The sequence below is a fragment of the Vibrio casei genome (assembly GCF_002218025.2).
Classification (GTDB): Bacteria; Pseudomonadota; Gammaproteobacteria; order Enterobacterales; family Vibrionaceae; genus Vibrio; species Vibrio casei.
In genome coordinates this window covers 418,617-430,581 of the sequence record NZ_AP018681.1, presented here as the reverse complement: position 1 = coordinate 430,581, position 11,965 = coordinate 418,617, and the positions used below count along the sequence as shown (strand labels likewise).

Annotated in this window: 12 protein-coding genes; 5 read left to right on the top strand and 7 right to left on the bottom strand. The window is 39.2% G+C overall.

Annotated elements, in window-relative coordinates; genetic code table 11:
- The first annotated feature begins 211 nt into the window (after positions 1-211).
- Positions 212-2,425: a YccS family putative transporter gene (yccS, locus tag VCASEI_RS14855; protein ID WP_086961324.1), complete on the top strand. Its 2,214-nt coding sequence runs from the start codon at positions 212-214 to the stop codon at positions 2,423-2,425.
- Positions 2,426-2,450: 25 nt separating this feature from the next.
- On the opposite strand, the gene VCASEI_RS14850 is transcribed toward yccS, so the two are convergent.
- Positions 2,451-3,380: a DMT family transporter gene (locus VCASEI_RS14850; protein ID WP_197709607.1), complete on the bottom strand. Its 930-nt coding sequence runs from the start codon at positions 3,378-3,380 to the stop codon at positions 2,451-2,453.
- Between the two features lie 181 nt (positions 3,381-3,561).
- Between VCASEI_RS14850 and VCASEI_RS14845 the strand changes: the two genes are divergently transcribed.
- Positions 3,562-4,482 carry a LysR substrate-binding domain-containing protein gene (locus tag VCASEI_RS14845; RefSeq protein ID WP_086961320.1) on the top strand — a complete coding sequence of 307 codons (921 nt, stop codon included), beginning with the start codon at positions 3,562-3,564 and terminating at the stop codon, positions 4,480-4,482.
- Positions 4,483-4,491: 9 nt separating this feature from the next.
- Here the strand turns inward: VCASEI_RS14845 and VCASEI_RS14840 are convergent, their stop codons facing one another.
- From VCASEI_RS14840 to VCASEI_RS14830, 3 genes are read right to left on the bottom strand one after another with little or no spacing between them, the layout of a single operon-like run.
- Positions 4,492-5,604, bottom strand: a complete 1,113-nt coding sequence (locus VCASEI_RS14840) for an ABC transporter permease (protein ID WP_086961318.1) — start codon at positions 5,602-5,604, stop codon at positions 4,492-4,494.
- Positions 5,601-6,527, bottom strand: a complete 927-nt coding sequence (locus tag VCASEI_RS14835) for an ABC transporter ATP-binding protein (protein WP_086961316.1) — start codon at positions 6,525-6,527, stop codon at positions 5,601-5,603. Before VCASEI_RS14835 ends, VCASEI_RS14840 begins: the two co-directional genes overlap by 4 nt.
- Positions 6,524-7,468 carry an HlyD family secretion protein gene (locus VCASEI_RS14830; RefSeq protein ID WP_086961383.1) on the bottom strand — a complete coding sequence of 315 codons (945 nt, stop codon included), beginning with the start codon at positions 7,466-7,468 and terminating at the stop codon, positions 6,524-6,526. Before VCASEI_RS14830 ends, VCASEI_RS14835 begins: the two co-directional genes overlap by 4 nt.
- A 150-nt stretch (positions 7,469-7,618) precedes the next feature.
- Between VCASEI_RS14830 and VCASEI_RS14825 the strand changes: the two genes are divergently transcribed.
- Together VCASEI_RS14825 and VCASEI_RS14820 are read left to right on the top strand one after the other, a co-directional pair.
- Positions 7,619-8,266 (top strand): TetR/AcrR family transcriptional regulator, encoded by a 648-nt coding sequence (locus VCASEI_RS14825; RefSeq protein ID WP_089110494.1) that lies wholly within the window; start codon positions 7,619-7,621, stop codon positions 8,264-8,266.
- 77 nt (positions 8,267-8,343) lie between these two features.
- Positions 8,344-9,000, top strand: a complete 657-nt coding sequence (locus VCASEI_RS14820) for a DsbA family oxidoreductase (RefSeq protein ID WP_086961312.1) — start codon at positions 8,344-8,346, stop codon at positions 8,998-9,000.
- Between the two features lie 93 nt (positions 9,001-9,093).
- On the opposite strand, the gene VCASEI_RS14815 is transcribed toward VCASEI_RS14820, so the two are convergent.
- Positions 9,094-9,474, bottom strand: a complete 381-nt coding sequence (locus VCASEI_RS14815) for an AAA family ATPase (RefSeq protein WP_086961381.1) — start codon at positions 9,472-9,474, stop codon at positions 9,094-9,096.
- An 18-nt stretch (positions 9,475-9,492) separates the two neighbouring features.
- Entirely contained in the window at positions 9,493-10,107 is a 615-nt protein-coding gene (locus VCASEI_RS14810; RefSeq protein ID WP_086961310.1) for a sugar O-acetyltransferase, read from the bottom strand.
- 119 nt (positions 10,108-10,226) lie between these two features.
- On the opposite strand from VCASEI_RS14810, the gene VCASEI_RS14805 reads away from it, so the two are divergent.
- Positions 10,227-11,084, top strand: a complete 858-nt coding sequence (locus VCASEI_RS14805; protein WP_086961308.1) for an NAD-dependent epimerase/dehydratase family protein — start codon at positions 10,227-10,229, stop codon at positions 11,082-11,084.
- Positions 11,085-11,146: 62 nt separating this feature from the next.
- Here VCASEI_RS14805 and VCASEI_RS14800 read toward each other — a convergent pair whose 3' ends face one another.
- On the bottom strand, positions 11,147-11,776 hold the full coding sequence (locus VCASEI_RS14800; protein ID WP_086961306.1) for a TetR/AcrR family transcriptional regulator: 630 nt from the start codon (positions 11,774-11,776) through the stop codon (positions 11,147-11,149).
- Positions 11,777-11,965: the final 189 nt, after the last annotated feature.

Below are 11,965 nucleotides of genomic sequence, written 5' to 3'. Positions count from 1 at the left end.
CGTTGAATGAAAGCTCTCACTCGTCATGGTATTTTAAAGAAATGAAATACGAACAAAAAGTCAGCATTATATTGAAGAAAACAGCACAAATAATCCCTAACTTGTTCATAAGCAAACATAGCGTCACTTTTTACCTGTTATTACAATCGCCTATGGTTTCACTGTAGAAAGCACACTATACTCAAATCTTGTTGTTATTTTGAGGTGTATGATGAACTTGATGCGTCAACTTCGCCATTATTGGTCTGATAAAATCGTAAATTACTGCGTTCGAATTCTCATTGCGTTGCTAGGTATCGTCATTCCATGTTGGTATTATCATTACAGTACCGAAATCACCCCATTAATTCTTGGTATTATCGCTGCTGCATTAGCCGAAACAGATGATAATTTTATGGGCCGTATTCGGGCATTGATCCTTACCTTTATATGTTTTGCCATCGCTTCATTTTCTATCGAAATACTGTTTCCTTATCCACCTCTTTTTGCCATTGGCTTATTTATAAGTAGTTTTGGATTTATCATGCTAGGCGCGGTTGGTCCTCGTTATGCCAGTATTGCTTTTGGTTCATTACTGATCGCAATTTACACCATGCTAGGGCACCATTTAGATGAAAGTATTTGGTTTCAACCGACACTATTATTAATTGGCGCGGCTTGGTATTCCTTGATCACAATGATATGGCAAATATTCTGGCCAATGCAGCCAGTGCAACAAGGATTAGCTAATGTATTTGAAGAGTTAGCGGACTATTTAGAGGGAAAAAGCGAACTGTTTCATCCTATTGTTGGTTTAACACCTCAGCCTTACCGTTTATTAGAAGCAAAGCTAAATTCCAGTACCGTAATGGCTTTAAATAATGCCAAAAGTACGTTATTAAATCGCTCTAAACGAGGGCATGTTGATGGCCCGAGTGATCGCTATTTACAGCTCTATTTTTTAGCGCAAGATATCCACGAACGCATAAGTTCAACGCATTATCGCTACCAAGATTTAGCCGAACACTTCTCAAGAACCGATGTACTGTTTCGCTTCAAACATTTAATGCTCGCACAAGCAAAAGCCTGCCGAGCGATTTCCGAAGCATTAGAATCTGGCACACAATACCAATACGATGGCGACTCGATTCTAGCCCTAGATGAATTACAATCATCCATGCAATATTTAAAAGATCAGCAAAAGCCTGAATGGAAACTACCACTGGCTCAACTGTTCTATTTATTTAATAATTTAGTCACTGTCGAAAAACAGCTTTCAAACGTCAGTAACCCTGACGCTTCCAAATTCACACCAGAAAATACCAGCGATGAAGTCAACGACTATTCTTTGCATGACACCACCGCCCACACACCAAAAGTAATGTGGCAGCGCATTCAAAACAACTTGAATAAAGATTCCATACTTTTTCGCCATGCACTGAGAATGTCGATTGTATTAACCATAGGTTACGGCATTATTCAGGCTTTTGATTTAGAACGTGGCTACTGGATTATGCTAACCAGTCTGTTTGTTTGCCAACCGAACTTTAGCGCAACTAGGCATAAATTAACTGGACGTGTGGTAGGTACAATTGTTGGATTATTAGTCGGAGGCGCATTATTAACATTGTTCCCTTCTCAGGAAAGTCAGCTTGTATTTTTAGTGATTTCCGGTACGTTATTCTTCGCTTTTAGGATGCACAACTATGGTTCTGCAACCGCCTTTATTACTTTACTCGTCTTATTTTGCTTTAATCAACTAGGTGAAGGTTATGCCGTTATTTTGCCTCGGCTAGCCGACACTATTATTGGTTGCGGACTCGCGGTATTTGCTGTGCGTTATATTTTACCTGATTGGGAAGCAAAAAAATTACACCGAGTAATGTCTGAAGCCATTCAAGCTAATAAAAATTACCTTGGGCAAATTATTTCGCAATATCGGATAGGTAAGCGGGATGATGTCAATTACCGTCTTGCCCGCCGAAACGCGCATAATATGGATGCCACTCTTAGTACAACCATCAGTAATATGTTGGCAGAACCTAAAAAATACAAAAAAGCCATTGATGAAAGCTTTCGTTTTTTGACGCTGAATCATGCGATGTTAAGCTATATTTCAGCATTAGGCGCACACCGTAAACGAATTGATGACGCCGAAACCCACTTACTTATTTTAGAAGCCCATAAAGGCATCCATGAAAATCTAGAGCGCCTTGAGCAGCAACTTCTCCTACAAAATGGTGATATCACACCAGAATCTTTAAGCAGCGACTTAGATAAACGTATCGGGGAATGGCGCGAAGGAGATGACGAATCTGTTCGTTTGATCTTGCAACAGCTTTATTTAATTTATCGAATGTTGCCAGAGCTTTACTCTCTGGCGAACAAATTCTCGGTTCGCACAACCATAGTCAATCCCGATGATAATACTAAGAAACCGGCTTGATGTAAGACCGTTAAGAGGCACCAAGTTAGTGGTGCACTGCGACGGTTTTACGAGCTTGCCAACTTTGTAACCAACCCCGACCAAACGTATTCATTAAAGTTGCAAGTACAATTAATGTTGTCCCAAGGATTTGATGAACCGTCATATGAGAATCAAAGAAAATAACTTGGAACATAAGGGCAAACACAAGGTTAGTATAAATCAATGGTGCGACTTCAGAATTAGAATTGGCAAGCCGATAGGCTTTCGAGCGAAAGAATTGAGTTAACGTGGTCGATATACCTAAAAAAATAATGAAGATGGGAATGTAATGTTCCGTGTTGCTTAAACTATGCAGTGTTGTTATGGCTTTTTCGTCATCCATCAATCCCGTTACTACGGGTAAAAGTATCAATGAAGCAATGGCAAAACACCAACCGTTAATAACCAAAACTGGTAACTTTATCTGACTAGCCCTGAATAACGTTACTTGAGAGCACGCATTAAACACGCCTGCACCCAATCCAATCAATAGCGCCGGGCGCCACACAAATCCATCCGCCTGAATATTTTGTATTATCATCCCGGTAAACATCAGTATGAAAGTAGGCCACACAATCCAATGAATGCGTGTTTTGAAAATGACCCGTTCAATTAATGGAATAAACAAAGGCCCCGTACTAAATAGTACTACCGCTTCAATTAGCGTTAACTGAGTTAATGCCACCAGAAAACACGCTTGGCAGCACACAATAAACACCCCTCGTGTAGCAAACGTTTTCCACGCAGCCTTGGTTGGCATTCGCCAGTCGATCATTGCAGCTAATGATAGCATCACCACCGCCGGTAAACTGATGCGTAAAAACACCATTATTTCAGTAGAAAAGTAATCCGTTAGAATTTTTGAAATAAACCCATTCATGGCTAAGGTAAAGGTTGAAATCAGCATAAAAAGGGTTGGGCGCAAACTGCTCAATATTGCTCTCCTATCATTAAAAACACATATCACTCATGGCAAAATTTTGATGTTTGTCGGAAATTTTTTGTGAGTCACATCAACAACTGGCGCAAATTTAACTTGAATATCAACAATAAAAAAGCGAATAATACTGCACAAACATGTAAGAAAAACTAACATATAGGAATGAGAAAACATAATGAATGACCGCCTACCCTTAAAGTCCATTTATGCTTTTATTACTGTTGCTGAAACAGGCAGCATGGTTGAAGCTGCGGCTAAGTTAAATGTGAGTCATTCAGCTATTAGCCAAGCGATCAAATCATTAGAATCCCAACTTAATTTGCCATTATTCAATCGCATTGGTCGGCGAGTAGAATTGAATGCACCAGGCAGCCACTATTATCGCCGTGTCTCCCCAGCGATAACGGAAATTATTCAAGCAACCCAAGAAATACAAGCTAAAGAAAGTGCCTTAAACTATTTAACGGTGAACATGGTCAATTCGATGGCATTGCATTGGTGGATACCTCGTGTCTCCGAATTTCAAACCATTGCACCTGAAATTGACGTTCGGATTTCAAATTTAGCCACTGAATTTAATTTTGAGCGAGATGGTATTGATGTCGCAATTATTCATGGGAAACCATTGCAAACCACACACAGTCATTGTGAAAAATTAGGAGATGATGAATTAATCTTGGTGTGCAGCCCGATCTTACATGAACGTCTGTTAAAAGAACTAAAGAATAAAAAAACAATTACACCAGAACAATTACTTTACACTTATCCGGCTATTTTTGTTAATAACCCACGTAGACAAAATGACTGGCAGATATGGTGTGACGCTTACAACTTTACTTTGCCAAACCAGCATAAAAATTTAACCTTTAGTATTTCAATTCAAGCCACCCAAGCCGCCATTCGTCATTTAGGCATTTTTGTTACTCATAAACAATATGTTCGCGATGATATAAAACACGGCATGCTTGTACCCATTGGGGATGCAGTGAAGAACCCTCATCAGCAATTCTACTTCGCGACACCAAAAGCAAATTTAAAAAACAAACAAGTTTTAGCACTGAGGGACTGGTTAAAAACCGAGTTTTGTAAATCTTAAGCTTATGAATTAATCGAGTGATTTTTTGAATCGTTTAGAAGCAATAATCACCCCTATCACAGTGAAAGCCGCTAACCATAAAGTGTCGTGCCATAAATCAACTAAATCGGCAGAACGTAGCACCACCCCACGAATTAAACGCATAAAATGAGTAGCAGGTAAAAGTTCGGATATCCACTGAGCTACCACGGGCATACCTTCATAAGGAAACATGAATCCAGATAATAAAATCGATGGCAATAAAACGAACATCGTCATTTGCATCGCTTGAAGCTGTGTTTGTGCAATCGTTGAGATCAATAACCCTAACGTTAAGCTAGCGGAAATAAATAGCAGCGACCCAAGAAATATTTGAGAAATCGCACCATTGATCGGCACATCAAAGAGAAAATGTCCTAAGCCTAAAACAATCAATACTTGCAACAAACCAACAAAAATATAGGGAATAATTTTTGCGATCATTAATTCTAACGAACTCACGGGAGTCGTGATTAATAATTCTAAATTCCCACGCTCCCTTTCGCGCACAATGGCAATGCTGGTAAACAACACCATAGTCATACTCAAAATCACACCGAGTAATCCCGGTACAATGTTAACCGATGAACGTTTCGCCGGATTATAGAATAAAGTCACATCAAAAGTGTTTTGAACCATATTTGCCTCAACAGGACTATTCACGAGTTTAGGAAAAACAGTAAATGGTGTGTTTTGTAGCCCCGCAATGGCAGCTCCAATGATGCTGTCCGTACCATCGACCATCCATTGACCCAATGGCCGCTTCTGGACAAAACGTTGAGCCATATCCTCGGGAATCACCAAAGCCGCTCGGATCTCTCCAGCTTGAATAGCGTATTTAGCTTGTTCTGGCGTTTGATACTGGTATTTAAAATTGACGACTTGAGTCGCACGGATGGTTTCCGTTAATGCTCGACTCATCTGCGTTTGGCTTTGATTAACCAAGCCCACCGGAATATGACGAATATTGGTATTAATCGCATACCCAAAGAGTATTAACTGCACCAATGGGATCATCACAATCATGGAGAAAGTTAAACGATCACGCGATAACTGACGCACTTCTTTAAAGATGATCGCTTGAATTCGATGCAAACTTTTCATTGGCGCCCTTCTCCGGTTACACTTACAAACACATCTTCCAGTGTAGGACGCGCCATGGTTAATTCTGCACCTCGTAATTCAGGAAATTGTGTTTGTAGCCACTCAATTGGCTGTTTAATAGAGTGCTTAATCAATACCCTTAAACGAACACCAAGCTGAGCCGTCGAACGGACTTCTTCATACGAAGTTAATTTAGATTTTAAACTGCGTAACCCATCTGCTTTAATTTCAACAATATTCACGCCCATATTAGCCATTAATACTTCAGGCTCATCGTCTGCTCGTAATTGGCCTGATTCCATAATCGCTAACCGATGGCAACGCTCCGCTTCATCCATATAATGTGTCGTAACTAGAATAGTGGTGCCTTGCTCTGATAAATCAAATAACTTTTCCCAAAAATCACGGCGATTCTCAGGATCAACGGCTGAAGTCGGTTCATCTAAGAAAAGCAATTCTGGTTGATTCATCGTTGCCGCTGCAAGAGAAAGGCGCTGTTTTTGCCCACCACTCATCCCGCTCACCAATTGTTTCCGAAGCTTATCTAAACCATAAGTCATGAGCTGAGCTTCACATCTTGTTTTTAACTCGCCTTTTCCCATACCGAAAATATTGCCCATAAAGATCAAGTTTTCTTCCACGGTTAAATCTTCATAAAGTGAAAACTTTTGCGTCATGTAACCAATTTTCAATCTCAGCTTATCGGCATCTTGCGGCATTTGATAACCTAGAACCTGAATGTCGCCATCCGTTGGTGTTAACAAACCTGTCAGAACACGAATAGTGGTTGATTTGCCACACCCATTGGGGCCTAAGAATCCATAAATACTGCCCTTTTTAATCCGCAACGTAAGGTCATCTATTGCCGTAAAACCACCAAATTTCTTAGATATATTGGTGGCTTGAATCGCAAATTCACTCATAAAGACTCCAGATCAACTTGTACCGGTATGCCTGCTGGAAGTCTTTGCGCCGAGGTAGGTAAATCAATTTCCGTTAAATACACTAAACGAGAACGATCTTGTTCACTCATATTGTTATAAGGCGTAAATGCTGGGTCAACCGACACCCAACGAATTTGACCAGAAAACGTTTCATCAATACCATCAACATGTACTTTAAGCTTCTTACCGACGGTAATACGTGCACGAAAAGGTTCTGGCACATAAACCCGAGCATAAGGAACTGAATCGGTTTGAATAATCGCTACAACACCATTCACTGGCACTCGCTCTCCTTGGTTATAAGGCAAAGAATCGAGAAGCCCCGATCGAGTTGCGATCACTGTCAATTCGTTAACGTAATACTGTTGTAACTTTACGTTCGCTTGCGCGGATAATAATGTGGCTTTTGCCTCATCAATATCTTCTTGGCGAGCACCCGATGACAGTTTTTTCCACGTTTGTTGATACGCATTCACTGATGCGATTGCTGCATCTCTTTCGGCTAATGCATTATCAAGCTCCGATGGTGAAGCAAGTTTCTTTTTCACTAATTGGGCCATACGCTGATAACTTTTTTGCGCATCAATACGTTTGGCTTGTGCATTATTTAAATTGGCTCTCGCCGCTTCTACATCTTCAATACGCTCACCATTCAGTAGTTTTTCTAATGCTGCCTTTGCTTTATCTTGGTCAGCAATTGATTTTTCTAATGCTGCTTGCTGTTTACTGGCATCAAACTGGACAAGCACTTCGCCTTGCTTTACTTCGCTTCCTTCTTTTATAGGAAGAGCTTGAATAATCTCATTAGACGTTGCGGTTAAAGAAACACGATCTCGTTCCAATACCCCCAATGCTTGTTGGCCTTCCGGCGTACAAGCTGGCAATAGACCAACAAAGAATACAATCCATATTTTACTCATGCATTTCATCTTTTTCTCCATCGTAATGCCCCTACTTTTTCAATCACTGAATTCAAAAAGCATATTTAAAACAATAAAGTTTAAATTGAATTTAAACTTAAAGTAGCCTAAGGTTGAATAATAATCAAGCAAGATAAGTAGACAACAAATATGAATCGAAAAGTATCAAGCCGTACCGATGGAGACATGACTCGTCAAAAAATACTCACAACCTCAGGTCTATTGTTTGCCGCTAATGGCTTTTCTGAAACTACCAATAAAAGTATTGCCCATGCTGCACAAGTCGATTTAGCGTCTATCAATTATCATTTCAAAAACAGAAATGGTTTATATCAATGTGTTTTAGCCGAAGCACATCGCAGCATTATACGTCTAGAAGATTTAACGGCGATTCATCAACTCACAATAACGGCAGATGAAAAACTGTTAAAACTAATGGAAATTATTTATAGCCATGCATTTGAAGAGCATCGTTGGCAAATTCAAGTACTGTCACGAGAAATACTTTCCCCTACCTCTAATTTCGCAACGTTATTAGATAATGAAGTTTTACCCAAGATTCAATTAATTAAATCTATTTTAAGCGAGGTTTCAGGGATCCCAATAGATTCTCCAACATTATTACCTTGCTTAATCAGTAGCATGGCACCTTATTTAATGTTGATCGTCACTGGTCGCAATCAACTCACACCGCTTCAACCATTACAAAAAATTCCACAACATCAACTTGTTAACCAACTCTATACCTTTGTCCTAGCGGGTCTTAAAGCCGTAGGAAAGCAAGAACTTTATATTTAGTTACCCTTTTCTATTGACACGACATATTCAACTTCCATAATACTTGCCTTACTTTCGTAAAATGGCAAGGATGCAGTATGTCCGATAGAAAACTAAAAATAGACATCATTTCAGATGTAGTGTGCCCTTGGTGTGTCATTGGAATTAAACACCTTAAAGAAGCCGTTTTAAAAAATAACTGGCAAAATCAAATAGATGTAGAATGGTATCCATTTGAATTAAATCCAGATATGCCACCTGAAGGTGAAAACCTACGTGACCACATCGCCAGAAAATACGGATCTTCTAAGGAAGAAAGTGAACAAAACCGTCAACGACTCGTTGAACTGGGCAAATCCGTTGGTTTCGACTTTAATTTTAATGATGAATCCCGAATTTATAATACTCGTCAATGTCATATTCTTCTTGATTACGCCCACTCTATTGGCTTACAAACTCAATTAAAACTCGCTTTTTTCACTGCCTATTTTACCGAAGGAAAAAACATTTCAGATACTGAGGTGTTATTAGATATCGGTGAAAGTATTGGTCTAGAAACCGCAGAGATGTTGGCTTACTTAAACGACTCTTCAGAACATGACAAAGTCGATGTGATTGAGGGGCAATGGCGCGAAATGGGCATTTCTGGTGTACCAACGGTTGTGTTTAATAATGAACAAGGCCTCACAGGGGCACAAAGCGTTGAAAGCTACGAAGAAATGTTAAACCATTATTTAGTCACTAAAACCGAATAATGATATTTGAATCTTCCTTATTTTGAAAGCACGCTGAATTCCGCGTGCTTTTTTGTTCATGTCATAGAAATGGAAATGAACGATGCTATAGCGTTAATTTTGCCATTTGGATTTCATTTTTATGATCGTACTCGGCTCAATATCATGAATACTGCCATAATTACCTCTACACACTTGAATCTCTAACTTAACATTCAGTTTATTAGCCATCTCTTTATAGGCCTTCATTTCCCAGTAACGAACAAAAGTATTCGACACAATAACACTCTTGCCTTGTAATAAAGCATGATAAGTCTGCTGCTGACACCATTGATGCGCCTTCTCTAAATGATTTGGAGCAAATCGATATTCACCAGAATCATCAACAAAATACATATCCGTTTCGAAGTGGACCGCATCCGTTTTCTTTGCGAGAACCTTTGCGAAAGTTGATTTTCCAGAGCCAGGTAAACCTCTAATTAAAGTCAGTTTCACCCCGTTTTTTTTATTCAATTAATCCCACCCTTCTAGGCCATATTTCTCTATTATTGCATCCACATCCGCTTGAGTTGGCATTTCACCATGCTCAATAGTTTTAAGCACTTTGCAGGGATTCCCCACAGCAATAACATTATCCGGAAGATCTTTAGTTACCACACTGCCGGCACCAATAATACTATTGCTTCCAATCGTAACGCCCCCTAGCACAATAGTACCAGCCCCAATCCATACACAATCACCAATGGAAATCGGATCACCACAGGCAAAAGGTTCTATACGCTCATGCAAAATATTAGGATGACTTGCTGCGCAAAGCTGCACATTTGGTGCAATGAGAACATAATCTCCAATGGTTACTGGTGCAATGTCTAATACCGTTAAGCCATAGTTAATAAAACCGCCTTTTCCGATGGTAAAGTTTTCCCCCATATCACATATAAATGGTGGCTCTATATATGTATTTTGATAATTATTAAGTAGTTTTTTTAATATACTTTTACGCAATTGGATCTCGGTTGGACGAGAATGATTAAAATCATAAAGTAACTCCTTACATGCCAACTGCTTTTCAAATAATTCACTATCAATCAGTATTTTTACCGCAAAATCATTGAGCGTATTAGCCATAGTTCTCTTCTTAAATATCAATCATCGCCGCTTTCTTTATATAACGGGCTTTGTTAGTGTGGAGTGACTTGGGTATCTGATCGAAATATTGTACCTTTCAATTTCTATGAGAACGTAATATGAATCAACAACAAATCAGCATTTGTGGCTGCGGATGGTTAGGCTTACCTTTAGCAAAGTCATTTGTTCAGAACAAGTTCTCAGTTTTCGGCAGTAAGCAATCCCCTGATGATGTGCAAGCTTTACTAAAAGAAGGCATTAATGGCGTCGCACTTTCTTTGCCTATTAACCTTGATTTACTCATTGAAAGCAATACTTCAAATCTCGCTTCTTTTTTTCAATTCAATGTACTTGTCATAAATGTTCCACCCGGGCGGAGCACCAATAGCGCCGAAGTATTTAAGCAAAAAATTCAAAACCTATCACACATGGCAAAACGATTTGGTGGAGAAAAAATCATCTTTATTAGTACCACCAGCGTTTACGCTGACTGTATGGGAGAAGTGACGGAAGAAACCTCAACTGCACCCAATACCGAATCAGGTCATGCTCATGTTTGGATTGAACAATGGTTAAAGGAAGAATGGCAAGAAAACTTGGTTGTTCTGCGCTTAGCCGGCCTAATTGGCCGTGATCGTCACCCAGTAAAACATATTGTTAAACGTTTTGAATCTACCCTGCTCCCTTTAGAAAATGGCTTAACACCGGTCAATCTTATCCATCAAGATGATGTGATTACCGCTATCCATTCAATTGTTAATCATTGGCCATCTCAAAAGATATTACATTTAGCGGCACCGACTCACCCTTCTCGCTCTGAATATTACCGTGGAATGGCAAAACGTATTGGACTACTACCGCCAGAATTTATAGATAATGGCGAGAAAAGCAAGGTAATCAGTGCAAATCAAACGATTAAGGCACTCAATATAAAATTAAAATATGCCGATTTAATGAAAACATTACCCTATCAATAAATTCATTTTTATCGTTAGCTGAAACTACCTACCGTAACTCCAACGATGATAAAGGGGTAATTTTACTTTATTGCTGTAATAATCTTCGTTAGAAAATAGGTTTGCGCATCAATCAAGGACTGAACGTGCCGACACTCTTGATCAAAAATCAAGCTGCAATAACCATGTAACGATGCCCATACAAAATGCGCTTGCAACATGACATCTTCTGTTTTTACTACTCCTTCTTTTTGACATAACAGCAATAAATCGCAAAGTAATTGAAACGATTCTTGTGAACGCTGCTCAAGCTCTGAACCAGAGGAATATTGCAAACCAGATAAGCTAAACATCAATTTATAATATTCAGGGTATTGCGCAGCAAACTCGTAATAAGCCCTACCGGCTGCTTGTAATTTTTCTTGAGATTGAGAATCTGGGTAATAATCACTGGCTTGCTTCAGCTTTTGTGTAAAACGTTTATAACCTTCACTCGCAATAGCACAAAGTAAAGAGTGTTTATCTTGAAAATGTCGATATGGAGCCGTGCGAGAAACACCTAATTCTGTTGCAATCCCACGTAATGTAATCGCTTGAATTCCATCTGATTTTAACTTTTCCACTCCCACACGAATGATCTCGGAACGCAAGTCTCCATGATGGTAACTTGCATTATTTTTCACTTCATTTTGTTTTTCTCCAAGAGTGCCCAATTTTTATTCCTTACTTATTCTTGTACTAAATAACCGCAACTAAACCGTGCATTATCACAAAATGTTACGTCATGGTTACAAAATAACCTAGCCAATCATGTTGACGTCGTCAACATTGAGCTCTATTTTTATCGTAGTGCTTCTTCGTATCCCAAAATACTTGAAATTTTTAGTTCAAATATTAGGCAA